Genomic DNA, 26869 nt, shown 5'->3' with positions numbered 1-26869 from the left:
GGGAGACTCAGAGGGCACGTCGTTCACGTTCGTCTCGATATTCCTGGATGGTCATATTGCGTAGTTGTGAGTCATCGCCGTGGGGATTGGCCACGAATCCGACGTGGGATACGAAGGGTTCGATGACATGGATCTTCTGCAGCGGCGTGACGATGAGCAACTGCAGCTTCATCCGTTGGAAGAGTTCCAGCCCGTAGCGGGCGGACTCGTCGGAGCCGCGGCCGAAGGCCTCGTCGATGACCACGAAACGGAAGCTGCGACCGGCACCGCCGCGCCCGGTCGGCGATCCCGCACCGAGGCCGAACTGGAACGCCAGCGCCGCGGCAAGGATGGTGTAAGCCAGTTTCTCCTTCTGTCCGCCGGATTTGCCGCCGGAATCGGTGAAGTGCTCGTACTCCTCGCCGGTTTCGGTCCATTTTTCCGAGGCGGAGAAGGTGAACCAGTTCCGCACATCCGTGACCTTTGTGGTCCACCGCTCGTCCAGTGCCGTGTAGCCCTCGCGGCCGCGGAACCGCTCGATGAGACGCTCGACCTGCAGATATTTCTGCTCGGAATACTGATCGGTGTCGCCGAGGCTGCCCTCCGAGCATGCCCGCAGATCGAGTCCGAACTGGCGCACCTCCAGGTCGGTGCTGCTCTGCGGTTCCAACTGGATATGTCGGCCGGGATTGTACTCGATGCCCGCCAGGGAACGGTTGATTTCCCGGATACGACTGCGGATGTCCTGAACGCGGCTGTCCAGAAAGGCGTTGAACGCAACGACCTCGTGGATGGTGTTCTGGTTCAGCGACTCCTTGAAGTGCGCTTCGAAACGGGGCAGACCGTTGTCCACCAGCTCGTCCAGCAGCCGGGTGTAGTCATCGGCTGCCTCCAGGGTGGCGTCCATTTCCGTGGTTTCGTTCGGGTATCTGTTGCGGAAGTCGGACATCTGCCGCACGGTGTTCTCCGACGCGCGGGTCAGCCGCTTGAACAGGGCGTCGATGGCGTCGGTGAGGCGGTTCCTGACCGTGCTCTCGACGCTACTGGTGTTCTTATAGGTCAGCTCCTTACCGTCCAGGGCCTGGGTGGTCAGTTGCCTGACAGCGGCGAGCACCCTCTCATCGTCGGTCAGCGGGGTCTCGGCGAGGGTTTCTTGGCAGTCGGCGATCGTCTCGGCGATCGACCTCGTGGCGTGCTCGTTGGCGCCGAGGCGCTCACTGAGCTTGCGGTCCTTCCCCTCCAACCGCGTCACCTCGTCCGCGAGTTCGCTCTCGCGGGCGGTCAACTGGGCCAACACGTCGTTGCTCGCCTCGAGACCCGCCCGTTCCCGGCGCAACCCCTCCACCCGGCGAACGGTGAGTTGCCAGCCGATTTCGGTGAAGTCGGCGATCGACCGGACGGTTCCCAGCTGCTGATGCTGCCGGGCCAGGGTGCCCAACGGTTCGTCCACCGCAGCCAGTTCCCGCTGGGTGGCCGCCAGTCGGCTCTGCAGGTCCTCCCGCTCGGCCAGGAAGCGGGCGATCTTGGCCTGGTTGTCCCACCCGAGCACGAAGTTGCGGCGGTCGGTGATGTCCCGGCGATCGTCCTTCTCATGCCGCCCGCGCCCACCCTTGAGCTGGCCGTTCATCGTCAGGGCCCGGGGGTAGCGGCGGAATTCCTCGAGGCTGTCACAACAGTAGTAGTCGAACCGGCTGGCCAGCTCGTCGAGCAGGAAATCCCGGAACGGGGTTCCTTGTTTCACAGCGATCTTCGCGGCCAGGGTTCCCGGTTCCGCGGCCTTGGCCTGCCGGGTGTCGGCAATCCGGCGGTAGACCAGCCGGCCGCGCAGGTTGTTCCCGTCGACCCAGGCGCTCACTGCCGCATAGTGGGCGGCGGGCACCAGCATCGACAGGGCGAAACCGTGCAGGGTGCGTTCCGCAGCCCCCTCCCAAGAGCCTTCGCCGTCACGGACCTGCAGCAGTTCCCCGGCATAGGGGAGCGCGGATTCAGGGACGCCCGTTCCCTCGCAGAGGCGGCTGCGCAGTTCGAGCTGTGGTCGCGGCAACAGGTTGGGTCGGGACCCCAGACTAGTAAGTTCCGCCCCGAGATCGGCCAGCCGCTGGTCGAGCTCCGCGCGTTCGATCCGCGCGGTGGTTCGTCGCTCCTGCAGTTCCTCGGAGCGGGACTGGAGCCCGGCCTCCACCTCTTCCAAACGGGAGCGGTTGCGGTCGAAGAGCACGCGGTCCTGAGGAACCTGCAGCCCCAGCGCGGTGGCGGCGTCCGCGTAGGAATCGAATCGGGCGCGTTGGCGTCCCCGTTCCTCCTCCAGGGTCGACACCTCGGCATCGATGGCTGCCAGCCGGCCTCCTCCGTTGGTGCGGATGTCCTCGCGAACGGTGGAGAGTTCGTGGCGCCGACGCGTGATGTCCACGCCCAGCGTCCGGGCGTCTTCGTGCAGTCGGGTTCCGGTGGCCTCCAGCTCCGCGTGGTGCTCACGACCTAAAGCCAGCTGCCGGTCGGTGAACCATGGATGCAGCGCGTCGCGCTGGGCCCGGGATTGTTCGTCCTCGTGGTTCAGCCGGGCATGCTGGGCGGCGCCGTCGCGGATCGGCGTCAGCAGGGTGATCTGGTCTTTGGCGCGCAACACTGCTTCGTGCGCCTTCTTCAGGTTGTCGAAGTGGTGGATGAGGTTGGCCACCCGGGTGCCGGCATCGTCGTCCTCGAGCATATTGGTCCGCACGAAGGAGGTGATGTTCTCGACCTGCTTCATGGATACGGTGCGGTGGAACAGGTCCATGGCCTGGTTGCCGCCGATTCCGAACTGGCGTTTGAAGGCGCTGCAATACGGGTCGAAGGTATCGTGGACGACCGTACCGGCCGCGCGCAGCTTCTTCTTCAGTTTCGCCGGATCCTGCCCGAAGTGGGAGAAATCCTCGGCGATGGACTGACCGGTCTCGGCGAGTGAGTAGAAACGATTGGGCTGGCCGGCCTCCTGGGTGGCCCACAGGGTGATGGCCAACGTGACCGTCTTGTCGAGCTGGTCGTTGTGGAAGACGCCGAGCACCACCGACAAGGTCCCGGGCCGGCGCAGCGCCACCGGCCGGGAATGTTCCCCACCGGCACCACGCGCGCTCTTGTGGAAGCCCCGGACGTAGGACATCAGGGTGCGTTCCTTTTTCTGCGCTCCGGCGGCCTTGTTGTAGTCGATCCGGTGCGCTGGCAGCAGCAGGGTGGTGATGGCATCGACCACCGTGGACTTCCCGGAGCCGATGTCGCCGGTGAGCAGGCTGTTGGAGCCGTCGAGTCGAAAGGTCCGGACCCCTTCGTGGAAGGTGCCCCAATTGAGCAGTTCCAGACGGCGTAGCCGGAAACCCGGTGCCGTGTCGCCCTCGTCGGGTTCCTCATCCAGGCTGAAGAGACTGTCCTGCAGGTCGGTGCTCATGCGCCCCCCTCCGTGGTCGAGGGCGTGGCCGCGGAGCCGTCCCGTGCCAGGGAGGAACGGTAGTCGGCCAGTCGCGCATCGAACTCCTCCAGCCATTGGGCGTCGACGAAGGCCTTGAGTATGCGCATCACCTCGTAGGTGCCCGGCTGGCCACGCAGTTTGCGCAGGAATCCGAGATCGACCACCTTCTTGATGTCTGCGCCGAGACGGTCCAGGACGCGGGCTTCGTTGCTGGATGGGGGCAGGAACACCGAGACCATGTCCGCGAGGTCCTGTTCGGTCATGATCAGCCGCAGTTCGCTGCTGTTGGTGTCGAACTCGAGCATGCGTCCGCGCAGCAGCGCCAGTAGCAGGCTGACGTTGAAGGTCAGCTGGCGGCGGGGGATCAGCCGCGGGAGCTGGTTCTCCGGATCATCTCGTGAGCGCAGGAACGCATACCCTTCCGGCTCGTCCAGGATCAGATCCAGTCCGAGCACGGCCACGTAGTCGCGGACCTGGGATTCCAGACCCAGGAGGGACTGCCAGTTCTTCGGGTCCACCTCGGCATAGAGCACCCCCTTGAACAGCCGGGTGACGACGCCGGGTAGTTCCTCCGGCGTCCTGGCCGCTCCGGTGCCCGTTTCGGTTGTTTCGGTGCTCATGTCGGCCTCACGAAGATGATCTGGTCGATGTCCGCCTCGCGGATGCTGCCATCGGGCAACGTCCAGGAGAGCTTTTGGGTGGATTGCGCGTCAATGGAGGCCCAGGGAGAGTCGGTGGCCAACTGGTAGTACGCCACGATCTCGGCCAATCCCTGTGTCAGTGGATAGGCGCCGGTGACCTCGGCCAGCGTTGCCTGCGGGAGTCCGGCCAGCACGGCGTCGATATTCGCGTTGAGCCGCCCCGGATCGACGTGGAACTGAGTGAAGAGGGCTTCGGCGTCGAGATCGGTGTCGTCGGCGGTGACCACGTCGTCGTCCACCAGCACCTTGCGACTAGATTCGTAGAGGGGGCGTTCGAAGGGCAGCGCCACGTGGACGGCGGGTGCGGCGATGTCCACGAACGGACCCGACGGAGGCCGGTCCCGGGTGGCCAGGGCACCGGATTCGACGCCGCGGATCAGTTGCATGACGCGCTTATTCTCCAGGAACACCTTGTCATCGAGTAGCCGACGCATCTGCTGGGACAGTTGGCGGACGGTGTTCTGCGTCTGCTCGACTGCTGGAAGCCAGTCCTGGTGGAGGTGGGCCAGAGCCTGCAGATTCGGTTCCTGCGCCAGCGCTTCGATGCGGGTGGCCCGGTGCAGCAGGTCCTGCAGTTCGCTACGCCGTTGCGGGGACATCAGATAGTCCCAGAACCCCTGGAAGGTTCGACCCTGGAGGGAACTGCTGATGTCCTGCTGGTTGGCGAAGATGCTGGCCAGCAGATCGCCCTGGCTACCCTCCCAGGTGGTGATCTGTTCCCGGACCGCCCGGTCCAGGGCGCGGAAGTTCTGCTCGACCTCGCGGAAGTCCGAGAGCAGGTCCTGGGCGAGTGTGGTCAGCTGCTGGAAGTGGTCTCGAGCCTCTGGGGCGCTCATGACGCGCAGATGCCCGTCGCGGATGCGCTGCATCTGCGCGTCGATCCCGTCGCGCTGGCGTTGCAATTCGTCCAGGCGGACCTCCGGGTCGGTTTCCGATTCCTGGACCAGTTGCTGCAGGACCGCGAAGATGCTGGTCAGCCGTGACTGAGTGGCCACGAAATCCCGGCCGCGCAGGCCCTCCACCCAGCGGATCACATCCTCGGCTGCGGCGGTCAGGTCATAGCGGGGTTCGTCCTGGTCGGGGACGTAGTACTTGCGGAGCCAGGACCGTTCTGGGGCAGCCCAATCGTCGAGGTATTCGGCGGCTGGCTTGGGGAAGGCGTCCTCCTCCGCCGCCTCGCGCAGCACGAACAGGAGGTCCTCGAGCAGGTCGATGAGTTGCTGGCGACCGATATTGCGCTGGTTCGGTCCGGTGAATGCCTGCATGAAGAAGGACAGAGCCAGCGGTGCGTTCTGGGCGCGCAGCAGGGACCACCCGGCGTGGTGGTCACGCAGGGAGCTGATTGCGTAGAAATCCATCTTTTCCTTGCCGGCCGGTACTGTTCTTGGTGGCTAGGGTCCATGGTACGGGCCGGAGCCGTTGGCGGGGCCCGTATACCCCGTGCGGGACGGTTCAGGACGCTTGGTCCGAACCGGCTTCGATCGAGGCCATGATACTGCGGAACGTCTCCTCCAAGGCGATGGCCCGGAAGGCGTTCTCCTGAATGACCAGGTCGTGGCACAACAGGTCGTGCAGGGCATCGAGCGTTGCGGTGCAATGGGCCAGCTGTTCGTCCTTCATATCGGCGTCCTCGCAGGCATGAATGGCATCGTTCTTCTTGAGGTCTCCCAGCTCCTCGATCTCATCGGCGAGCGAGGTGTCCAGCAGGCGCAGCTGGTAGAACCGCCCGTCAGGCCCACGTTCGTCGTACTCATTGGCCTCGTCGATGATGAGGCCGATCGAGATTTCGGCGGGCAGGAGGGCGACGTATTGGCCCGTGCGGCGTTGCGGCGTTCCCACCGGGTCCCAGACGAGGCTGCCGTCGAGGGTTCGGTCGTAGAGGGCATCGACCACGGCATGCCATTGCTCGGAGTCGAAGTCGAAATGCCCGTGGTAGTCAAGATCCTCGAACTCCCGGGCCGAAAGGTAGTCCTCGCCGGGCTCGATTCCCTGGATGGCATCCACCAGCTGCCGGAAGGTGATGGACGCGTTTTCCACGGCACTGAGACGTCGCGCGAAGGCAACCTCATCCGCCACCGCCTCGTGCAGCTCCTTGAGCGGGGTCCTCCCCTTGGCACCCTCGGCGTTGACGCGCAGCGTATTGGAGAATTCATGCCCGCCCGGCTCCAGCCGGCGCACACACGACTCGAAGGCGGACTCGGCAGCATTATTGCGCAGGGAGAAGCGTGTCCGGCCGGCTGTGAAACGGCAACTGAAGCCCCATGTCCACTCTGCCTCGTCGTCGTCCGCGGAGATGGGGGACCAGATCACCGCCCGGGTGCGCGTGCGGTCGAGCAGTTGTCCGACGATGTCCTGCCAATGCGCCGTATCGAGACTGAGCACGAGATTCCCCCTTGGTTGCCGGTCCTTTTCGAAGGTAGTGGGCACGCCCGACACTTTGGGTCGCCGGTCTTCCGAACGCGACACCACGCCGGAACCCAAGGCTCCGGCGTCGTGCGGTGTTCTGCTGCAGTGGTGGGCTGTGTCTACTTCATGGCCTCGACCGCCAGCAGGGGGGCGAAGAACGCGGCGAGCTCGTCCGTGGCGGTCAGCGGCAGCACGTGGGACACGTACTGGTCCGGGCGGACGACGACGATGGCGCCCTTCCGGGAGATGCCCCGTTCGTCGAAGATGTCCTCGCCGGGCACGACGCCGAAGACCTTCTCCAGGTAGTCGAGCTTGAACGGCCCGACCTCGGGCTTGAAGACCTTGGGGACGGCGTTGATGTCGATGTCCTCGTGGCGCTGCTGGTAGATGACCCGCACGTCGAACCAAGCGTCGAGGTCCATCCCCTCGGGGGTGGCGGCCAGCGGGGAGCCGGGGGCGACGGTCAGCCATTCGGCCAGTTCCGTGGTGGGGGAGTCGGCGCCGGCGGTGGCTTCATCGGCGAAGACGTAGATCCGCCAGCGGCCGTCGGCGGTGGCCTGGTGGCCCAGGTGGAGCGGGTTGGTGTCGCAGACCCGTGAGGCCATGGCCGACTTGAACCGCTTGCCCACGGGGTAGCCGGTGGCCAGATCCTGGTGCGTGGTCTCTCCGGTGACCACCGAGGGGGCGTATTCGGTCATGAAGCCGGCCGGGAACTCGGCGGTGGCGACGTAGAAGTCCTCGAGCTCCGAGGGGGTGTCGAACTCCTCGGGCTTCTTGGCCATCATGGTGGACCATTCCTTATCGAAGTCGATGAGGTTCTTGGCCACGACCTGGCGTTCGGCCGAGTAGGTGGAGAGCAGCGATTCGGGGCTGCGGCCCTCCAGCACGTGGGCGAGCTTCCAGGCGATGTTGAAACCGTCCTGCATTGAGACGTTCATGCCCTGCCCGGCCTTGGCCGAGTGGGTGTGGCAGGCGTCGCCGGTGATGAACACGCGCGGGGCGTCGATCCCGATCCGGTCGGGAGCCACGTCGTCGAACCGGTCGGTCAGCCGGTGGCCGACCTCGTACACACTGTTCCAGGCGACGTGGCGGACGTCGACCGTGTAGGGGTGCAGGATGTCGTTCGCGCGGGAGATGACCTCCTCGATGGAGGTGGTGCGGACCTTGCCGTGGTCGTCCTCGGGGACCACGCCCAGGTCGACGTACATGCGGAAGAGGTGCCCGCCCTCGCGCGGGATCAACAGAATCGATCCGCCGTCGTGCGACTGGATGGCGCATTTGGTGCGGATGTCGGGGAAGTCGGTCTTGGCCAGCACGTCCATGACGCCCCAGGCGTGGTTGGCCTTGTCCCCGGCCATGGTGCAGCCGATCGCCGAGCGGACCTTGGAGCGGGCGCCGTCGCAGCCGATGACGTATTTGGCGTGGACCGTCTTCTTCGTCCCTTCGTCCTCCCCGGCGCTGCGCACCAGGGAGACCTTCACCGGGTGATCGCCTTCTCCGGTGACGTCCAGGCCCTCGAACTCCCAGCCGAAGTCGGGGGTCAGCCGGGAGGGGGAGTGGGCGGCGACGTCGGCGAAGTAGTCCAGCACCCGGGCCTGGTTGACGATCAGGTGCGGGAACTCGCTGACGCCGGTGGCGTCGTCCACGGCGCGGCCGCCACGGCTGATGTGGGTGGGGTTCTCGGTGTCCGGGCGCCAGAAGGCCATCTCGGTGATCTGGTAGGCCTCGGAGGTGATCCGGTCGGCGAATCCGAAGGCCTGGAAGGTCTCGACGCTGCGGGCCTGGATGCCGTCGGCCTGGCCGATCTCCAGGCGACCGCCGCGGCGTTCGATGATCCGGGTGTTGATGTTGGGGAATTCGGCGAGTTGGGCTGCGGCGAGCATGCCGGCGGGGCCGGAGCCGACGATGAGTACATCGACCTGCTCGGGCAGCTCCTCGGGGCGGTCGATGCCGACGCCTGCGGCGGGCTCGATGCGCGGATCGCCGGAAACGTAGCCGTGGTGGTGGAACTGCACGGGATGTCCTCACTTCGTTGTGCTGATCAGGGTAGCGTGTTCTATATTTGAACTTCATATTCGATAGTTGAACACGTAATCTGTTGGACACTATACGGGGAGTATGACGTGGGCAACAAGTGTTGGTCCACTATTGTTCGTCGGGAGGTTGTGCCATGCTTCGCGCATGAGCAGCGTAACGAAGGCCGGACTCATCGTCCTGGCCGTGGGTGTGGGATTGACGGTGGTGATCTTCGTGGCGGCTTCCGTCTTCACGCCGCCGGACACCGGCGCCAACATCGGGGCAGGAATCGGCATGCTGGTCTCGATCCCGGTCGCCCTGATCGGCGCGGTGATCGCCGTCGTCGGATTCATCCTCGAGCGGGTCACCACGGCACGGAAGCCAAGCGGCTGAGGGCACCCCGCCTCGTCGCTCGGAGAGCTTCCGGCGGTGCCAGGCACCGCCGTCCGTGGTGTGGTCAATGACGGGTGGACGGCAGGTGAAGTACCATTGAACGGATGGCCTAGCATCACTAGGCTACTTTTTGCCCGAAAACGGGTTGGATGTCTAGGGTGATCGGCGAACGCGCGGGCATCTGGAATGCGAGGTGTGCAGCTATGTCTTCTCCGATTCTCCATGCGACCCGACGGGTCGGTGTCATTACCGGGCGGATCCTGATCTATGCGCTGATCTTTGCCGGACTCTCATTACTCTTCGCCGCTATTGGCATCCGCATCTTCTTCGGCAAGATCTCCGTGGGGCAGATGCTCCTGAATCTCGTCTCCGTGGAAACCGATGGTGGAGGCGGATCGTTGGTGTGGATCGGCATCCTGTTGGTCGTTGTCCTGCCTCTACTCATTACGGTCGGGATCGCGGTATGGCATTACTCTTGGTTGCGCAAACGTTTCCGCAACCCCTCCGAGCGACGTCCGCGGCGCTCGCCGTGGTTCGTCCGGACCGTCTCCACCGTCGCCGTGGCCGGACTGGTCGTGGGCGGGACCACCGCCTTCTCTTCGACCGTCGGCATGGCGGACTACATCAAGTCCGGCAACTCCCAGTACGACATCGACGACTACTACGTCGAACCGACCATCACCAGTGATAAGGACCAGCGCAACCTGGTGGTGATCTACCTCGAATCCGGGGAAGCCACCCTGGCCGACGACCAGCTCTTCGAGAAGAATGCCTTCGAGCCCCTTCAGGACGTCACCCAGGCCAAGGATGGCTGGCAGAGCGTGGAGGACTTCCAGCAGTACGAGGGCGGAGGCTGGACCATGTCCGGCATCACCTCGACGCAGTGCGGCATCCCGCTGAAGGGCATGGACTCCGCGGTCGGCAGCGGTGCCCTCAACAAGCTCGGCAGCGACGTGGAGTCCTATCTGGGGGGAATCACCTGCCTGGGTGACATCCTGGACGACCACGGATATAAGAACGTCTTCCTCGGTGGCGCCAACGGCAAGTTCTCCGCCAAGGACACCTTCCTGGAAGGCCACGGCTACTCCGACGTCAAGGGCCTGACCGACTGGCGGGCCGCCGGTGAACCGGCCAGCCACTTCCGCAGCGACTGGGGCCTGAGCGACAAGAGCCTCATGAGCCACGCCGAGGACGAGATCGACGAACTCCATGCCGAGTCGAAGAAGTCCGGCCAGCCGTTCAACCTCTCCATGCTGACTCTCGACACCCACGAGCCGGCTCATATCTACGACTACTGCGATCAGGACACGGAAAGCGAAGTCACCTCGATGTTCTTCTGCTCCATGACCCAAGTGGCAGGATTCGTGGACTACATGGAGGACAAGGGGTACCTCGATGACACCGCCGTGGTGATCATGGGCGACCACCTCAAGCACATGGGCGGTGGAGATGCCTTCCACGAGGAACTCGACGACCACCCCAACCGCACCATCTTCAACCGGTTCTGGATTCCGGGCGAGGACAAGAAGAGTGAGATGCGCCCCCGCGTGGACCAGCTGAACTTGTACCCCACGCTCCTGGAGGCCGCCGGCCTGAAGGTGAAGAACCACGAAGCCGGGCTGGGCGTCTCGGCGTTCACCAGCGATGTGCCGGAGGATTCGGCGCAGGTGGAGCCGGACGACTACGCCGACCTGCTGAAATCACGGTCCGCACGGTTCTTCGCCAAGGCCTGGGCCGGAGCGGACATCCCGCAGCAGTAGCACCCTGGCCCGGGCCGAGGCCGGCCCGGGCGGTGCTGCCTCTACCGCCAGCCCAGGGGCGGGGCCACATGCTCCAGGATCGACTCGATGACATGCGCGTTGTAGTCGACGCCCAACTGGTTGGGGACCGTCATTAGCACGGTGTCCGCCGCGGCGACCGCCTCGTCCCGGCCCAGCTGCTCGATGAGTTCCTCGGGGGACCCGGCATAGGAGCGACCGAAGATGGCCCGGGTCTTCTCATCGATGTTGCCCACCTGGTCCGAGCTGTAGCGGTCGCGGCCGAAGTACTGCCAATCCCGTTCATCCGTCAGCGCGAAGATGCTGCGGCTGACCGATACGCGGGGCTCCCGCTGGTGCCCGGCCTCCCTCCAGGCCTGCCGGTACAGTTCGATCTGCTCCGCCTGTTGGACGTGGAACGGCTTGCCCGATTCATCGTCCTTGAGCGTGGAGCTTTGCAGGTTCATGCCCAGCGTCCCGGCCCAGACGGCAGTGGCATTCGAGCCGGATCCCCACCAGATGCGCTCACGCAGGCCGGGAGAATGCGGTTCCACCCGGAGCAACCCGCCAGGATTGGGGAACATCGGGTGCGGGCTTGGTTCCGCGAAGCCCTCCCCGGTGAGCACCTCAAGCAGGCGCTCGGTATGCCGGCGGCCCATCTCGGCATCGGATTCGCCCTCGGCGGGGGAGAAGCCGAAATGTCGCCAACCGTCGATGACCTGTTCGGGGGACCCCCTGCTGATGCCCAGTTGCAGGCGTCCTTGGGAGATCAGGTCGGCGGCCCCGGCATCCTCGGCCATGTAGAGGGGGTTCTCATAGCGCATGTCGATCACCCCGGTGCCGATCTCGATCCTGCTGGTCCGTGCGCCGATGGCGGCGAGCAGCGGGAACGGGGACGCGTATTGCTGGGCATAGTGGTGGACCCGGAAGTAGGCGCCGTCGGCACCGAGCTCCTCCGCGGCGACCGCGAGATCGATGCCCTGTAGCAGGGCATCGGCGGCGCTGCGCGTGGCGGACTGGGGGTGGTCGGTCCAATGACCGAAGGACAGGAATCCGATGTTCTTCACGGGGGCGTCAACCCGTGAACGGTGCTTCCTATTCCTTCGGGAAGCCGGGTGCGGGGGCTACCCGGGACATTGCGGAGTGAGCGCTCACTCATTACACTGGAGGGGTGGATGAAAGCAAGGGGCCCAAGCCGGCCCGTGCCCGGCCCATGTCGGCGGAGGAACGGCGGACGATGATCGCCACCTCGGCGATCCCTCTCTACCTCGAACACGGAGCCTCGGTGACCTCCCGCCAGCTGGCCGACCACCTCGGCATCGCCGAGGGGACCATCTTCCGGGTCTTCGGCGACAAGGCGGCACTGGTCCGAGGGGTCGTCGATGCCTTCTTCGACCAGACCCACCAGGGGCTGGGCCCGGAACTGGAGGATCCGGACTTGGACGTGGCCCAGAAGCTGCGGGTGCTGATCCGCACCGCCCGGGCCAGAGCCCAAGGCGTCTTCACGATGATCTCCCTGCTGGATCCCGGGGAAGCCCACGAATACATGAAGCACCGCCGCGAAGGTCATTTCGAACAGACCGCCGCCGCGGCCTTCGCCACCGACGCCGCGCGCCTGAACATCCCTGCGCAGAAGCTCGGCGCCCTGATCCGCCTGCTCGTCATCGCCGCCTCGGCACCGCGCATGGGTGGGGGAGTCCCGCTCAGCGACGATGAACTGGTGGACTTCGCACTGCACGGACTCATCGGACAGGCCGCGGACGACGACGTCGCGGCCGGCCATGGCAGAAAGGATTGACCATGCTCTGGAAACTCATGGTTCGCTACATCAAACCCGCCTGGCCGCTGCTGCTCGGGGTGCTGGTGTTCCAACTGGCACAATCCTTCGCCTCGCTGCTGCTGCCGACCATGAACGCCGACATCATCGACCAGGGCGTGGTCACCGGCGACATCGGCTACATCTGGTCCACCGGCGCCCTGATGCTCGCGGTCACCCTGGTCCAGGTCGCCTGCGCCATCGTCGCCGTGTATTTCGGCTCCAAACTCGCGATGGGGATGGGCCGGGATCTGCGCGACGGACTCTTCCATCGGGTCGTGGGCTTCTCCCAACGCGAGGTCGGAAAGTTCGGGGCCCCGTCGTTGATCACCCGCAACACCAATGACGTGCAGCAGGTCCAGCGGATGGTGCAGATGACCTCCACGCTGATGGTCTCCGCCCCCATGCTCGCCATCGGCGGGGTGATCATGGCCGTGCGGCAGGACGTCGGATTGTCCTGGCTGATGGTGGTGAGCATCCCGGTGCTGCTGGCGATCGTGGGCCTGGTCGTCGTGCGCATGGTTCCGGCCTTCCAACTGATGCAGAAGCGCATCGACCGGCTGAACCAGATCATGCGCGAACAACTCACCGGCATCCGAGTCATCCGCGCCTTCGTCCGCGAGAAGGAGGAGCGCGCCCGCTTCGGGACCGCCAGCGAAGGCGTGGCCGAGGTCGGCATCCGCGCCGGTAACCTGATGGCCCTGATGATGCCGGCGATCATGCTGGTCATGAACGTCTCCAGCGTCGCAGTCATCTGGTTCGGTGCCTCCGAGGTCCAGGACGGCAACGCCCAGATCGGCACGCTGTTCGCCTTCCTCCAATACATGATGCAGATCCTCATGGGCGTGATGATGGCCGCGCTCATGTTCGTGATGATCCCGCGCGCCGCCGTCTCCGCCCAGCGCATCGGGGACGTACTGGACACCGACACCTCGGTGCTCGCCCCCGCCGAACCGGTCAGCCCCGGTCGGCGCACCGGGGCGGTCGCCTTCGAAAAGGTGGAGTTCACCTACCCGGGCGCCGACCAACCGGTGCTGAAGGACATCTCCTTCACCGTGGCCCCGGGAACGACGACGGCGATCATCGGCTCCACCGGTGCCGGCAAATCCACCCTCATCGGCCTGGTGCCCCGGCTCTTCGACGTCACCGGCGGCACCGTGTCCGTGGACGACGCCGATGTGCGCAACCTCGACCCGGATGAGCTGTGGGAACGGATCGGGCTGATCCCGCAACGGGCCTTCCTATTTTCTGGGACCATCGCCTCGAACCTGCGCTACGGCAACCGGCAGGCCACCGACGAGGAGCTCTGGCAGGCCCTGGGGATCGCCCAGGCCCGCGACTTCGTCGAAGCCAAACCGCTGGGCTTGGACACGGAGATCGCGCAGGGAGGCACGAACGTCTCCGGCGGGCAACGCCAGCGTCTGGCGATCGCCCGGGCCCTGGTTAAACGCCCCGAGATCTACATCTTCGACGACTCCTTCTCAGCCCTGGATGTGGCCACCGACGCCGCACTGCGCCGGGCGCTGGACGCCGACCTGCCTGAGGCGACCCGCATCGTGGTCGCCCAACGGGTCAGTACCATCCGCGACGCCGACCAGATCATCGTGCTCGACCACGGCGAGGTCGTCGGGACAGGGCCGCACGAGCAGCTGCTGGACAGCTGCGAAACCTACCGCGAGATCGTCGAATCCCAGCAGAGCGTGGAGGCGGCATCATGAGCGGGCACCAGGCGGCGGCCCAGCCGGCACCGGCACCCCGGCGCGGACCCATGGGGCGGGTACCGGCCGGCGGCGGGGCCCCCACAGCGAAGGCGCTGAACTTCTTTCCCTCGGCGAAACGACTGCTGGGCACCCTGCGGCAGGACATGTCCAGGATCGTGTGGGTCATCATCCTCGGGGTCATCAGCGTCGGGCTGACAGTCATCGGCCCCAAACTGTTGGGCGAGGGCACCAATGTCGTCTTCGCCGGGTTCATTTCCCTGCGCTTCCCCGCAGGCACCAGCAAGGCCGACGTCGTGAACCAACTCGTGGCCAACGGACAGACCACGCAGGCCGACATGCTCCGGTCGATGGACTTCGTCCCCGGAGCAGGGATCGACTTCACCCAGCTGGGCATGATCCTGGCGGTGGTCCTGGCGGTTTACCTTTTCGGCAGCGCCTTCCGGCTGGTACAAGCCCGCATCCTCAACGTCGTCGTCCAGCGGGCGGCCCACCGGCTGCGGGTCCAAGTCGAAGACAAGCTCCACCGGCTGCCGCTGCGCTACTTCGATCGCGTCCAGCGCGGTGAACTACTCTCTCGGGTCACGAACGACGTCGATAATATCGGCCAATCGCTGCAGCAGACCCTTTCGCAGGTCATCACCTCCCTGCTGACGGTGATCGGCGTGCTGCTGATGATGTTCCTGATTTCGCCGACCCTGGCCTTCATCGCCCTGGTGACGATCCCGCTGACCATCCTGATCACCGTGCTGGTGGCCAGAAGGTCGCAGCGGATGTTCGCCGAACAATGGAAACAGACCGGGATCCTGAACGCCCGGGTCGAGGAAACCTACTCCGGGCACGCGATCGTCAAGGTCTTCGGCCACCAGCAGGAGGTCGAGCAGGCCTTCCGGGAAGAGAACGCCAAGGTCTACCGAGCCAGCTTCGGCGCCCAGTTCGTCTCCGGGATCATCATGCCCAGCATGACCTTCATCGGGAACCTCGTCTATGTCGGAATCGCCGTCGTCGGCGGCCTGCGGGTCGCCTCCGGCCAGCTGTCCATCGGTGACGTGCAGGCCTTCACCCAATATGCCCGGCAGTTCACCCAACCGCTGAGCCAACTCGGCTCGATGGCGAACCTGCTCCAATCGGGGGTGGCCAGCGCCGAGCGGGTGTTCGAGCTGCTCGACGCGGAGGAGCAGAGCCGAGAAGCCGATCCCGCCGAGACGGTGCCCGAGCACGCCAGCCACCTGGAGTTCACGGACGTGTCCTTCCGCTATGACGCCGACACCCCGCTCATCGAGGGGCTGAACCTCACCGCCAGCCCAGGCAGCACGGTGGCGATCGTCGGACCCACCGGTGCGGGCAAGACCACCCTGGTCAACCTCATCATGCGGTTCTACGACATCGACTCCGGGGCGATCAGCCTGGGCTGCGCCGAGGACGGATCCGACGCCGTGGAGACCCGGTCGATGACCCGGCAGGACCTACGGGCCAGGACCGGGATGGTGCTGCAGGATACCTGGCTGTTCGCCGGGACCATCCGCGAGAACATCCTCTATGGCCGTCCCGGAGCCACCGAGGTGGAAATGGCCCAGGCGGCCTCGGCAGCCTATGTGGACCGCTTCGTCCACGCGCTGCCGGACGGATACGAGACGGTACTCGACGACGAGGCCACCAACCTCAGCGTGGGCGAACGCCAGCTGGTGACCATCGCCCGGGCGTTCCTGGCCGACCCGCGGTTGCTCATCCTCGACGAGGCGACCTCCTCGGTCGATACCCGCACCGAACTGCTCATCCAGCGGGCCATGCTCAAGCTACGGGAGGACCGCACGGCATTCGTGATCGCCCACCGGCTCTCCACCATCCGTGATGCGGACCTGATCCTGGTCATAAAGGACGGGGCCATCGTCGAACAGGGCAACCACCACGAACTGCTGGCCGCCCGCGGCGCCTACTGGCGGCTGACCAACGCTGAATTCGACGCCCCCATGGACGATGAGACGCTGGAGGACCCCGCAGACACCACCCCGCCGGCCGCCCCCTAGGCCGGGGAAGAACCCAGGCACCATGTTTGACGAAGATCCGGGGACGGCAGGTTCCCGGCTGGAAGGACCACCCATGAAACTCTCCATCCTTGAAGGCGTTGGCCTGTACAACGGCGAATCGGCCGAACAGGCCCTACAGCATGCGACCGAGGCCGCCCAGCAGGCCGACCGGCTCGGATTCACCCGGCTGTGGTTCACCGAGCACCACAGCAGCAAACACCAGATGAGCACCTCCCCCGATCTGCTCATCGCCCATGCCGCCGCGCTGACGAAGAACATCCGGGTCGGCTCCGGAGGGGTGATGCTGCCCAACCACAGTCCGCTGCGCGTGGTGGAGAACTTCTCGATCCTCGAGGCGTTGCATCCCGGCCGCATCGACCTGGGGATGGGGCGGGCCTCGGGGACCAGCGCGATCACCAATGCCGCCCTGCGGAACAACCAGGAGCCGTTGACCGGCCAGGGGCTGATGAACCTGCTGCTCGAGGTGCTCGCGTTCTTCGACCGGGACTTCCCCGAGGACCACCCGTACCGGGACATCACCCCGTCCCCGGAGGCCTCCCTGCGCCCCGAGCTGTTCATGCTCGGTTCCAGCGACGGGGGCATGCGGATCGCCTCGCAACTGGGCATGGGCTTCGCCTTCGCCGGACAGATCAACCCGGCAATGGCGATCCCCGTACTGCGCGCCTACCGGGAGGCCTTCCAGCCCTCGGCGTATCGTGAGGCGCCGTATTCGATGCTGTCGACCATCGTCGTCTGTGCCGAGACCGCGGAGGAGGCCCGGTATCTGGCCGGACCGGCCGAACTGCAGTGGGCCCGGTGGGGGACCGGACAGATCCACCACGCCCCGCCGACGGTGGAAGAGGCCGCGAACCACCGCTACACCGCCGGCGAGGAACAGGCCCGGGCCGGATCGGAAGGACGCTTCATCGTCGGGAACCCGCAACAGGTGAGGGACCAGCTGATGCAGTTGGCCGAGGCCGGGCAGATCGACGAACTCATGGCGATGAACATGATGACCGATCACCAGGCGCAAATGAAGTCCCACGCCCTGCTCGCCGAGGTCTTCGAACTGACACCCCGGCCGTAGGCACGGTGGGCCGGGAGCCGGTGGATCCGCGGCCGGTTCAGGCCCGGGCCAACGCCCCCCGGTCCAGCACGTGGATCCGCCCGCCGGAGGACTGGTCGATCCAGCCGGCCTCGGTGAAGGCCGCCAAGCGCCGGCTGAGCGTCTCCGGGGTGGTGCCCAACAGCGAGGCCAGATCGCGTTTGGACATCGGCAGAGTCAGCGCCCCGGTGGCCGGGTCGGCGCTCTCCAACAGATATCCGGCGATCCGCGATCCGGCGTCCTCGCCGGTATAGGAACTGAGCGTCCGTTCGGTCTGCTCGAGCCGTTCGGTGACGGTCTCGAGCATCTTCAACGCGATCGTCGGATAGCTGACCAGGAACCCGCGGATGTCCTCGTGGTGCAGGGAGCAGATTTCCGCGTCCTCCAGCGCCAAGGCATAGTGGTCCGACTGACCGGCGTGGAGGAAGGCCGTCTCACCGATGAAGCTTCCCGGATCCAGGACCCGCAGGATCTGTTCATGGCCCGACTCGTTGCCGCGGTAGGTCTTGACCTTCCCGCGGTGGACGATCATCAAGGAGCGATCCTCATCCCCGGGGGAGTAGAGCAGTTCACCCCTTCGGAAACTGCGTTGGCGCGCGCGGGAAGCGATCTCATGCTGTTCGTCGGGATCCAGGTGCGCGAAGATCGGGACCAGCGCCACACACTGGTCCCGGTGGTCGTGACCTGCCGGGGTGGTGCTCATCAGCGGGTCACCGATTCCTGGGGGCTCATCGTGGGCCGCCTCCTTCGACGTCGTCTGCGACGGCGGGAACAGCTGCCGTCGCGGTGCATCCCAGTCTAGGTCTCCGACGCCGGACACGGCGGACAGCTACCAGAGCTTGGTGGAGAGCACCGGATAGCCCAACCCGGTGATCAGATCGGCGATCTTCTCGACATTGGTCTTCATGCTGTCGAACTCGACGTTGACCTTCCGCTCCTCGAACTCCACGGTGGCCGAGGTGATCCCGGCCTGCCGGGGCAGGGCGGTTTCCAGGTCCTGGACGCACGTGGGGGAGGTGAAGGGTGGGGTACGGAATGATGCGGTGTGCATGGTGGCTGCCTCCTGAACGATGGTTCCCTACGTGGGTGATTCCATTCCACCGCAACCTGGCCCGGACCGCCTTGATGTGGGTCAAGGCGGTCCGGGCGGATCGATCGGCGCCATCGCCACCCGGCCGTCACCGGTCGGATCGGGTGCCGGCGACTCTCTCCGGGGCCAGTTCCACGCGACGGAGCAACTGGGCGTTCAGCGCCACGATGATCGTGGACAACGACATCAGGACCGCCCCGACCGCGGGGGAGAGGACGAACCCGATGGGTGCCAGGACACCGGCGGCCAGCGGGACCGCGATGATGTTGTAGCCTCCGGCCCACCACAGGTTCTGCAGCATCTTGGCGTAGCTGGCCCGGGAGAGCACCAGCAGGGACACCACCGAGCGCGGGTCGTTACCCGCCAGGACCACGCCGGCGGATTCCACGGCGATGTCGGTCCCGGCGCCAATCGCGATGCCCACCTCGGCGCGGGCCAGGGCCGGGGCGTCGTTGACGCCGTCACCGACCATGGCCACGCTGAGGCCCCGCTGCTGAAGTTCGGTGACCTTCGCGTCCTTATCGCGTGGCAGGACCTCGGCGAACACCTCGTCGATACCCAGATCCCGGGCCACGGCATCGGCCACCTGCTGGGCGTCGCCGGTGATCAGCGCGACCTTCACCCCATGTGAGCGCAAGGCGTCGACCGCTTCGCGTGACTCCTGCCGAACCCGGTCCTCCAGCGCGATGGCGCCCAAGACCACCCGGTCCCGGACCACATGCAGGATGGAGGCTCCCCGGTCGATCCATCCGGCGACGTCTTCACGTAGCTCGGGGGTGGGTTCCAGCCCCAACTCGCGCAGCATGTTGGGCCCGCCGACCATCACCTCGACGCCGTCGACCTCGGCCTTCACCCCGCGACCGGCAGCGGCCTGGAAGTTCGTCGCCGTCAGCGAAGAGCCGGATCCGGGGCCAGCTGCCTCGGCGGCCGTGGTGATGGCCCGGGCCACGGGGTGCTCGGATTCGGATTCGGCCGCGGCAGCCCACCGCAGCAGTTCGTCCTCGGAAATGCCGCCGGTGGTGGCGGTGCCGGTGACGGCGTGGGCGCCCTCGGTGAGGGTGCCGGTCTTATCGAAGAGCACGACGTCGACGGTGCGCATCTTCTCCAACGCCAGCCGGTTCTTGATCAGGACCCCGGCCGTCGCTGCCCGCTCGGTGGAAATGGCGATGACCAAGGGGATCGCCAAACCCAGGGCGTGCGGGCAGGCAATGACCAGGACGGTGACGGTGCGGGTGACCGCATCGGAGGGCTGGCCGATCGCCACCCAGACGATCGCGGTGATGATCGCGGCCCCCAGTGCGAACCAGAACAGCAAGGCAGCGGCACGGTCGGCCAGGGCCTGGGCGCGGGAGGTGGACTCCTGGGCCTCGGAGACCATCCGTTGGATCCCCGAGAGGGTCGTATCCTCGCCGGTGGCCTCGATGCGCAGGCGCACGGAATTATCGGTGGCGACCGTCCCGGCAACGACTGTCTCACCCGATCCGCGGGCCACGGTGCTGGATTCGCCGGTGATCATCGACTCGTCGAAACCGGCACTGCCGTCGGTGATGACGCCGTCGGCCGGCACCCGGCCCCCGGAGCGCACCAGGACGATGTCCCCTACCGCCAGTTCCGAGATGGACACCGTGACGGGGTCTCCACCGTCCTCGGGAATCCGCTCCGCCTCGTCGGGGAGCAGCTCGGCGAGGGCATCCAGGGCGGAGGAGGCCGAACCGAGGGCTCGCATCTCCATCCAGTGGCCCAGGAGCATCACGACCACCAGCAGGGCCAGTTCCCACCAGAAGTCCAGGCTGAAGCCGCCGAGGCCCAGGAAGGTGATCCAGGAGGCAAGGAAGGCCACCGTGATGGCCATGGCGATCAGCAGCATCATGCCCGGCTGGCGGGATCGGATTTCCTGGAGGCCGCCCTTCAGGAACGGGGCGCCGCCGTAGAAGTAGATGAACGTCCCCAGGACCGGGGCGATCCACCCTGAGAGCGGAAACTCGGGAACCTGGTAGCCCAGCAGGGACGCGACCAGCGGGCTGAGCCAGACCACCGGAATGGACAGGACCAGAGTGACCCAGAAGGGAGTCCGGAACATGCCCACCCCATGCCCGGCATGGCCCTCGTGCCCACCATGCCCGCCGTGACCGTCATGGTGGTCGTGGTGGGCGTCATCCCCTGGCGGGTGCGTATGCTCCTGCGCCATCGTCTGCCCGGACCGGGGTGGGTCTCCGTGCCCTGGATGGTCCAGGTGTTCGTCGCGCGGTTCGGTCATGGTTCAACATACCACCTTTCCTGCCAGGTGGCCGGTCTCGACGGCGGCCATGGCCTCCTGTGCATCGGTCAGGGGGAAGCGTGCGCGAACGTGTGGGTCGACGAGCCCGTATTTGATGACGTCGGTGATCTTCTCCAGTGCCTCGGTGGTCCGCACCACGGCGGCGCCACCGAGCTCCTGGACCGTGGCCTCTTCGACGGTGGAGATGACGTTCTGCGGGCTCTTCGCCAACGGCGCCATGTCCCGCAGCGGCCGGCCGCCCACCAGATCCACGATCAGGTCCACACCTTCCGGGGCCACCCGGCGCACCCGATCGGCGGCTCCGTCGCCTGATTCGATGAACGTGGCGCCGGTGGACTCCACCAGCTTCTGGTCAGCAATACCGGCCACACCGATCACGGTGAATTCGTGGACCTTGCCGATCTGGGCGGCCATCAGCCCGATGCCCCCGGCGGCTCCCAAGAGCAGCAGGCTCTGCCCGGGTTCCAGTTCGACCTGGTGGGTGACATCGTAGGCCGTGGCGCCGGCCACCGGGATGGTGGCCGCGTCGGCGAAGGAGATCTCCTCGGGTTTCCCCACGGTCTTCGAAGCCGTCAGCACCGTGTGCTGGGCGAAACCACCATGGCCCTCAGCCACCAGGCCGAGCACTTCGTCTCCGACGGTGAAATCCTCCACCCCGTCCCCGACGGCGGTGACCACACCGGAGGCCTCAAGCCCCAGCGGTGCCGGGAGCTGCCCGTTCTCGCCCAGCAGACCTTCGCGAAGCTTCCAGTCGGCAGGGTTCACTCCAGCTGCTTGCACCTCGATCGCCACCTCGCCGGGACCCGGAGCCGGGCTCTGGCGGTCGATGAGTTCCTGGGTTTCGGGTCCGCCGTAGTCGTTGAAAACCAGCGCCGTGGACATTTGTGTTCCTCCTGCTGTGATCATGAAAATTGATGGTTCTGTTCACGCACCGACCGCGGGTGCCCCCGCGGTCGGTGCTTCCTTGGCGTTGCTACGGTGACTAGGCGTCCACTGCTTCGGACGCCTCGCGCTTAGCCGGGGTGCGCAGCGACTTCGACATCGACGTCGCTCCCTGGGCGTTGCGCATCAAACGCATCGCGTTGAGGATGACCACCAAGACCGAACCCTCGTGGACGAGCATGCCCAGGGACATGGTCACCCCGCCGGCGAAGACACCGGCCACCAGCAGCACCACGGTGATCAGCGAGATCGCGATGTTCTGCTTCATCACGCTCACCGTCCGTTTGGCCAGGCTGATGGATTCGGGCAGCTTGAGCAGGTTGTCGCCCATCAGGGCGATATCCGCCGTCTCCACGGCCACTGCCGAACCGGCGGCGCCCATGGCCACGCCGATGTCAGCGATCGCCAGGGCCGGGGCGTCGTTCACGCCGTCCCCGACCATGGCCACCGTGTGACCTTCGCGCTGCAGCTTCGCCACCGCGTCGAGCTTGTCCTCGGGCAGCATGGACGCATGGATCTCATCGATACCGGTGGCCTGGCCGATGGACTCGGCCACCAAGCGGGTGTCACCGGTGAGCATAACGACCTTCTTCACGCCCGCAGCGTGCAACCGGGCGACCATCTCGGCGGAGTCCTCACGGATCCGGTCAGCGACGGCGACGATGCCGATCACCCGGCCATCGACCGCGACGATCATCGGGGTCTTGCCCGCCGAGGCCAGAGCCTCAGCCGCGTCGGAGGATCCGGCGTCGTTGGTGATGCCGTATTGCTCCAGTAACGCGGGGTTGCCGATCAGCACCAGTTGGCCGTCTACGTCGGACACGATGCCCTTGCCGGGGACCGGAGTCACCTCGCCGGGGATGCCCTCGGGGCCCACGCCTTCGTCGCGGGCGGAATCCATGATGGTGCGGGCGAGTGGGTGCTCGGAGCCGGCCTCGGCGGCTGCGGCCCACCGCAGCACCTCGGTGCGCTCCAGCGCCGGATCCAGGACGACGACGTCTGTCAGTTGTGGTCGGCCCTCGGTGAGGGTGCCGGTCTTGTCCACGGCAACCGCGGAGATCTTCGCGGAGGTCTCCAGGTATTCGCCACCCTTGATGAGGATGCCGTTGCGTGCAGCGCGGCCGATGCCGGCGACGATCGCGACGGGGATGGAGATGACCAGGGCGCCGGGGCAGCCGATGACCAGCAGGGTCAGGGCCAGGACCACGTCACCACTGATGAGTCCGGCCACCAGGGCTAGGACCATGACGCCGGGGGTGTACCAGGAGGAGAAGCGGTCCATGAAGGCCTGGGTCTTGGCCTTGGCGTCCTGGGCCTCTTCCACACGGTGGATGATGCGGGCCAGTGTGGTGTCCGCACCGATGCCCGTGGCCAGGACCTGCAGGAACCCGCCGCGGGAGACGGTTCCGGCGAAGACCTGGTCCGATTTGGTCTTCTCCACCGGGAGGGATTCACCGGTGATGGATGCTTCGTCGATGGCGCCGGTCCCCGAGACGACTTGGCCGTCCACGGGGATCTTCGCACCGTTCTTCACCAGTACGATTTCGCCCATCCGGACCTGGTGGGCGGGAACCTCCTGTTGTTCGCCGTCGCGCAAGACGATGGCGACGTCGGGGGCGACGGCGACCAGTTCGGCCAGTGCCGAGCGGGTCTTGTTCATGGTGGCCGCCTCAAGAGCGTGGCCGATCGCGAACAGGAAGGTGACGGCGGCAGCTTCCCAGAAGTTGCCGATGATGACGGCGCCGATCGCGGCGATCGACACGAGCAGGTCGATGCCGATGAGCTTGGCGGTCAGCGCACGGACCCCCTTGATGACGATGTTGTAACCGGCGACGACGGCACCGGCGATCATGAAGGTGTCCGCCAGGGTGAAGACGGTGGCGGTGCTGGTGGCATGTTCACCGGCGTCGATCCACCACTGCGGGCTGACCGCACGGTTCCAGATTCCGTCGCCGAGGTACTGCAGGCCGAAGGAAATGAGGATGAGGATGCCGGAGACGACCGGGATGGACCAGCTACCGTGAACCCATTTCTGGAACTTGTTCACTGTGGCACGACCTTTCTGCTCTAGGGGGAGGGGTGATGAGGGCCGCGCCGCCCGGGCCGATGGCCGGGGCGGTTGCCGTGGTCAGCCGGTGAACCGTGGCTCACGGGCTGGATGAGTGGCCGGTTAGAAGGCCGAGGGTGCGGCCTTGTAGCCGGCCTTGGCGATCACGGCGACGATGTCGTCTACGGAAACCTTGCTCTCGTCGTGGTCGACCTCGATCCGGGCTGAGGCGAAGTGGACCTTCACGTTCTCCACGCCTTTGAGCTTGCCGACCTGCTTTTCGATCTTGCTGACGCAGGAGGGGCAGGAGAAGCCTTCTGCACGGAGGAGTGTGTGGGTGGTGGTTTCGGCGGTGGTCATTTGGGTGACTCCCTTCGTCTGTGATGCGCTGGCGATCTGCCAGTGCCCGACGCCGGTGGGGGCGTCGAAGTCTTTGTTGATGCTTTGAGACTATCCAGGGACGGCTCGAGGTACCTTGACTTGGGTCAATTCCGGTGGAGGGGCACGGAGGCAGTTTGCCTCTACCGTGCCCCGAGCACCCGCCTAAGATGCGGGTTAAGCAGAGTCCCCGTTGGATCGATTTCGTCCCGCACAGCAGTGAACCGTTCGAACTCCGGGTAGACACCTGCCAGGTATGCGGCGTCGCGGGAGTGCAACTTCCCCCAGTGTGGCCTGCCGCCGTGGGCGATGAACACTTGCTCCACGTGCTGCAGGAACGCCTGATGCGGTTGCCGGGCATAGCGGTGGACCGCGAAGTACACCGACTGACGTCCAGCAGAGGTTCCCATCCAGGTATCGTCGGCCGCCGACGTGCGGACTTCGATCGGGAAGCTGATCGGTTCCCGGTAGCCTTCGATCGCCGACTTGAGTTCGGCGAAGACCTCGCCGAACGCCTCGAGCGGTAGCGAGTACTCCATCTCGCGGAACCTCACCCGTCGCGGAGTGACGAACACCTTCTGGGGCACATCCGTGTAGTCACGGGCCGCTAGTGTCTTCGCGGCGAGGCGGTTCAAGGACGGGATCAATGCCGGGACCCGTGCTCCGGCGGCGCACATCAGTCCGTAGGCTCCGTTGCCCAGCAGTTCATCGTCGAGCAGCCGGGAGATGGGGCTGACCGGGTGCCGCGGAGCGTCGACGGGGAGCCGGGTGTTGGTCTTGGCCAGCGCGGTGTCGGTATGGGGGAACCAATAGAACTCGAGGTGGTCTTCGATGGCAGAGCGTTCCAGGAAGGATTCGACCATCCCCTCCAGCGGTTCGGGCTGCTCGACGGCCCGCAGTTGGAATGCTGGCAGACAACGCAGCGTGGCCGCCAGCACGACGCCGATGGCCCCGAGCCCGACCCGTGCCGCCTGGAACAACTCGGGTCGTTCGGTCGCCGAACACTCGACGATCGACCCATCGGGCAGGGCGAGCCGCAGCCACGTCACTAGACCGGAGAACCCGGTGAACGCCAACCCGGTGCCGTGGGTCGAGGTGGCCAGCGAGCCGGCCAGCGACTGGTGGTCGATGTCGCCCATATTGGGCAACGCCAAGCCGTGCGGGGCGAGCAGGGCCGCGACATTGAACAGCCGGGTCCCTCCGAGCAGGGTCGCCTCGCCGGTGGCCGGGTCCACGTGCTCGAGCCCTTGCATCCGGTCCAGACTGACTAGGACTCCGTCGGTCGCTGCGATATCGGTGAACGAGTGCGCACCACCAACGACCTTCACCTGTCGTCCCTGAGCTGTGGCCCGGGCCAAGAGGGTAGCGACGTCGAATTCGGCGCGCGGGAGTACGACGGCGGAGGGCTGGCTCACAGCGCTGGCTGACCAGTTTCGCCAAGACCAGGCGCCACGGGTGAACCTAGCTCCTGCGGGGATTCCGGCGTCGTACCGGTTGGTTCGTGATCCCATCTAGAGGAAGGCCTTTCCCTCGCCGCGGTAGGTGGGCCATTCGTCGATGATCTCGCCGTTGCTGTAGACGAGGACGGAGTTCAGCCGCTCGAGCGGTTCCCCGGCCTTGGCGTGACGGAAGAAGACCGGATCGCCCACGCTCAGCCCGGCTGCTGCTGGACCGGTGAGTGGTGTCTGGACTTCGCCCGGCCCTTCGGAAGCGGCATACCGCAGCCCTTCGGGCCAGACAGGGACCGGCAGGCGGTCCTTGCCGGGCGGTCCGGAAGCGATCCAGCCTCCCCCGAGGACGGTGACGGTGTCCGGAGCCGGTCGGCGGACGACGTCGAAGAGCAGGTGCAGTGCTGGGGCCGGGCGGAAGCTGCGGTAGTGCTGGAAGAGTTCGGGCCCATAGAACCCGCTGCCGGCGGCCACTTCAGTGACCGCGGCCTCGGCTGTGGTGGATTCGATGGAGCCGGTGCCGCCGCCGTTGACGAATTCCAAGTCGACGAGTTCGCGCACCGCTGCGACGACTTCGGCCCGCCATTGGGCGATGTCCCGTTTCGAGAGGGCCTGCAGTGCTCGGACGGCGAACCCGCGGGGTGTGCGGGCGCCATCGGAGACCCCTGCGACTTGCCCCTCATACATCATGATCCCGACCAGGTTCACGCCGGCACGTTCGCAAGCATGAACTATGGTGATGGCTTGTTCGACCGTCGTGATGGGGGAGCGAGCGGGGCCGACCCTGAGCTTGGCGGCTAGAGTGCCGGTGCGGTGACGTGCCGGAGCATAGGAGGCGTCGATGTCGAGGCAAACGCGGAACCGCGCTCCAGTTGGGATGTTGGCAGACCGGGCTATGCCACGGAGAAGCTCCAGGTGCTCGGTGGAGTCGACCATGACCGTGACGTGTTCGCGGGCTTCTGATTGCAGGAGTTGCCTCAGCGCTTCGCGATCAGCCGTCGGATAGGCGACGACGATGTCGCGAATCCCGGTCTCGGCAAGCCAGAGTGCTTCCGGCAGTGTGAAGGCGAGAACGCCGGAATAACCGGGTGTGGACAGCGCTGCTTCAAGGGCGCCGCGTACGCGCAGCGATTTGGAAGCGACGCGGATTGTGGTTCCAGCCGCTCGGGCAGACATTTTCACGGAGTTGGCATGGAATTTGTCTAGGTCCAGCAGAGCCAACGGGCGGGTATTCGAGCCAGCCTCGGAGAGCGTGCTGACGTACTGCTGAAAGTCGAAGCTAGCATCGGCATGGGCGTGCATAAAGTTTGGCACTTCGATTACATC

20 protein-coding genes are annotated in these 26869 nt (G+C 65.9%); 6 read left to right on the top strand and 14 right to left on the bottom strand.

Annotated features, from left to right (window positions below):
- Positions 1–7: 7 nt before the first annotated feature.
- From ACT3UE_RS05690 to ACT3UE_RS05670, 5 genes are all read right to left on the bottom strand, one after another.
- Positions 8–3400: an ATP-binding protein gene (locus tag ACT3UE_RS05690; RefSeq protein ID WP_444554087.1), complete on the bottom strand. Its 3393-nt coding sequence runs from the start codon at positions 3398–3400 to the stop codon at positions 8–10.
- Entirely contained in the window at positions 3397–4041 is a 645-nt protein-coding gene (locus ACT3UE_RS05685; protein ID WP_444554086.1) for a DUF4194 domain-containing protein, read from the bottom strand. Before ACT3UE_RS05685 ends, ACT3UE_RS05690 begins: the two co-directional genes overlap by 4 nt.
- Complete coding sequence (locus ACT3UE_RS05680) at positions 4038–5480, bottom strand: DUF3375 domain-containing protein (RefSeq protein WP_443383160.1); 1443 nt, start codon at positions 5478–5480, stop codon at positions 4038–4040. Before ACT3UE_RS05680 ends, ACT3UE_RS05685 begins: the two co-directional genes overlap by 4 nt.
- A 94-nt stretch (positions 5481–5574) precedes the next feature.
- Positions 5575–6549 carry a hypothetical protein gene (locus ACT3UE_RS05675; RefSeq protein ID WP_444566371.1) on the bottom strand — a complete coding sequence of 325 codons (975 nt, stop codon included), beginning with the start codon at positions 6547–6549 and terminating at the stop codon, positions 5575–5577.
- 98 nt (positions 6550–6647) lie between these two features.
- Complete coding sequence (locus ACT3UE_RS05670; RefSeq protein ID WP_444566370.1) at positions 6648–8543, bottom strand: FAD-binding monooxygenase; 1896 nt, start codon at positions 8541–8543, stop codon at positions 6648–6650.
- Positions 8544–8709: 166 nt separating this feature from the next.
- On the opposite strand from ACT3UE_RS05670, the gene ACT3UE_RS05665 reads away from it, so the two are divergent.
- Positions 8710–8937, top strand: coding sequence for a hypothetical protein (locus ACT3UE_RS05665; RefSeq protein WP_444554083.1), 228 nt, complete (start codon positions 8710–8712; stop codon positions 8935–8937).
- A 203-nt stretch (positions 8938–9140) separates the two neighbouring features.
- Positions 9141–10697, top strand: coding sequence for a sulfatase-like hydrolase/transferase (locus ACT3UE_RS05660; RefSeq protein ID WP_444566369.1), 1557 nt, complete (start codon positions 9141–9143; stop codon positions 10695–10697).
- A 41-nt stretch (positions 10698–10738) separates the two neighbouring features.
- Here the strand turns inward: ACT3UE_RS05660 and ACT3UE_RS05655 are convergent, their stop codons facing one another.
- A complete protein-coding gene (locus tag ACT3UE_RS05655) occupies positions 10739–11761 on the bottom strand; it encodes an LLM class flavin-dependent oxidoreductase (RefSeq protein WP_443383174.1) in 1023 nt (340 codons plus the stop codon).
- 104 nt (positions 11762–11865) lie between these two features.
- On the opposite strand from ACT3UE_RS05655, the gene ACT3UE_RS05650 reads away from it, so the two are divergent.
- The 4 genes from ACT3UE_RS05650 (at position 11866) to ACT3UE_RS05635 (ending at position 17342) form a co-directional block, all read left to right on the top strand.
- Complete coding sequence (locus tag ACT3UE_RS05650) at positions 11866–12492, top strand: TetR/AcrR family transcriptional regulator (RefSeq protein WP_444566368.1); 627 nt, start codon at positions 11866–11868, stop codon at positions 12490–12492.
- A 2-nt stretch (positions 12493–12494) separates the two neighbouring features.
- The gene (locus ACT3UE_RS05645; RefSeq protein ID WP_444566367.1) at positions 12495–14228 is read left to right on the top strand and encodes an ABC transporter ATP-binding protein; all 1734 of its coding nucleotides are present in this window, start codon (positions 12495–12497) and stop codon (positions 14226–14228) included.
- Entirely contained in the window at positions 14225–16255 is a 2031-nt protein-coding gene (locus tag ACT3UE_RS05640) for an ABC transporter ATP-binding protein (RefSeq protein WP_443411457.1), read from the top strand. Before ACT3UE_RS05645 ends, ACT3UE_RS05640 begins: the two co-directional genes overlap by 4 nt.
- Before the next feature lie 73 nt (positions 16256–16328).
- Positions 16329–17342 carry an LLM class flavin-dependent oxidoreductase gene (locus tag ACT3UE_RS05635; RefSeq protein WP_443411456.1) on the top strand — a complete coding sequence of 338 codons (1014 nt, stop codon included), beginning with the start codon at positions 16329–16331 and terminating at the stop codon, positions 17340–17342.
- A 37-nt stretch (positions 17343–17379) separates the two neighbouring features.
- Here ACT3UE_RS05635 and ACT3UE_RS05630 read toward each other — a convergent pair whose 3' ends face one another.
- The 8 genes from ACT3UE_RS05630 to ACT3UE_RS05595 all read right to left on the bottom strand — a co-directional run bounded on the left by ACT3UE_RS05630 (position 17380) and on the right by ACT3UE_RS05595 (position 26845).
- Positions 17380–18063 (bottom strand): Crp/Fnr family transcriptional regulator, encoded by a 684-nt coding sequence (locus ACT3UE_RS05630; protein ID WP_443383188.1) that lies wholly within the window; start codon positions 18061–18063, stop codon positions 17380–17382.
- A gap of 126 nt (positions 18064–18189) precedes the next feature.
- The gene (locus tag ACT3UE_RS05625; protein ID WP_443383191.1) at positions 18190–18411 is read right to left on the bottom strand and encodes a heavy-metal-associated domain-containing protein; all 222 of its coding nucleotides are present in this window, start codon (positions 18409–18411) and stop codon (positions 18190–18192) included.
- A 127-nt stretch (positions 18412–18538) separates the two neighbouring features.
- Positions 18539–20707, bottom strand: a complete 2169-nt coding sequence (locus ACT3UE_RS05620) for a heavy metal translocating P-type ATPase (protein WP_443411455.1) — start codon at positions 20705–20707, stop codon at positions 18539–18541.
- Positions 20708–20710: 3 nt separating this feature from the next.
- Positions 20711–21610, bottom strand: coding sequence for an NADP-dependent oxidoreductase (locus ACT3UE_RS05615; protein ID WP_443411518.1), 900 nt, complete (start codon positions 21608–21610; stop codon positions 20711–20713).
- Between the two features lie 100 nt (positions 21611–21710).
- Complete coding sequence (locus tag ACT3UE_RS05610; protein WP_444566366.1) at positions 21711–23717, bottom strand: heavy metal translocating P-type ATPase; 2007 nt, start codon at positions 23715–23717, stop codon at positions 21711–21713.
- Positions 23718–23840: 123 nt separating this feature from the next.
- Positions 23841–24077, bottom strand: a complete 237-nt coding sequence (locus tag ACT3UE_RS05605) for a heavy-metal-associated domain-containing protein (RefSeq protein ID WP_443390078.1) — start codon at positions 24075–24077, stop codon at positions 23841–23843.
- Between the two features lie 161 nt (positions 24078–24238).
- Positions 24239–25606 (bottom strand): D-arabinono-1,4-lactone oxidase, encoded by a 1368-nt coding sequence (locus ACT3UE_RS05600; protein WP_444566365.1) that lies wholly within the window; start codon positions 25604–25606, stop codon positions 24239–24241.
- Positions 25607–26845: an alanine racemase gene (locus ACT3UE_RS05595; RefSeq protein ID WP_444566399.1), complete on the bottom strand. Its 1239-nt coding sequence runs from the start codon at positions 26843–26845 to the stop codon at positions 25607–25609.
- Between the last annotated feature and the right edge of the window lie 24 nt (positions 26846–26869).

This window comes from Arthrobacter sp. 179 (assembly GCF_052379645.1).
GTDB lineage: Bacteria > Actinomycetota > Actinomycetes > Actinomycetales > Micrococcaceae > Arthrobacter_H.
The sequence above is the reverse complement of the archived record's forward strand: the minus strand, read 5'-3'. Positions and strand labels throughout refer to the sequence as shown.